The 905-nt window shown below is 73.5% G+C and carries 1 pseudogene; it reads right to left on the reverse strand.

Annotated features, from left to right (window positions below):
• A pseudogene (locus P1P70_RS45150) lies at positions 1-905 on the reverse strand (hypothetical protein); the annotation flags it as partial.

The raw sequence follows: 905 nt of genomic DNA on the forward strand, positions 1-905 counted from the left end.
CTCGGGGCCCGGGTCGGCGTCGAGGCCGGGACGGGTGAGGTGGGCGTGCAGGAGGGACTCCAGGCGGCAGGAGGCGAGGGTGCCGGGGAGGTGGACCGCCAGGTGGTGCTGGGTGCGGGCGGTGGCGTGGCCGGTCAGGGCGGCGGCCGGGAGATCCGGTGACAGGCGGGTCTCGGTGGGGTCCAGGGCCAGCAGGCCGCCTCCCACGATCAGTACGTCCTGCTCGCGCCTCATCCGCTCCAGGGCTCGCGCGGTGTCGAAGCAGTGCGGGAAGGAGTCGTCCACGACGATCGTGCCGGGGCGCAGCCGGTCCACGTCCAGCAGGGCCGTCGGGCCGCCGCTGACCGCCGTGACGATCAGGTCGGACGCCTCGTAGACCTCGGCGGGGAGGCCCCCGGAACCGGTGGACTCGACAACCCCTACGGCCGTCGTGGGGTGGTCGGCCGACAGTTCCGCCGCCAGGTGGTGGAGTCGGGGGGCGCTGCCGGGGACGTCGCAGAGCAGGACGCGGGCCGGCGGGTGGGGGCTGAGGGAGAGCAGCAGACGCAGGGACGACGTGCCGATGGAACCGAGGCCGACGACGGCGAGGGTCAGGTCGGCCAGCTCGCGGTCGGTCGCCCGGAGGGCGGCGCGCACGGTCTTCACCACGGCGACGGTGGTGGCCGCGTGGCCGGTGGTGAGGGTGGTCGGGGCCGTGGACGTTGCCGCCAGCTCCCGCAGGACGTCGTAGCCGTAGCCGGTGAGCGACGGGATCATTCCGGCCAGGGAGACGCAGCGGGCACCGAGGGACGCGGCGTGGTCCACGGCGCGTCCCTCGGTGCCCGCTGCGTCTCCCTGGCCGGAATGATCCCGTCGCTCACCGGCTACGGCTACGACGGTCTCTTTTAACAATATCCCACCAAAAA

The organism is Streptomyces sp. MB09-02B (genome assembly GCF_033794485.1).
GTDB lineage: Bacteria > Actinomycetota > Actinomycetes > Streptomycetales > Streptomycetaceae > Streptomyces.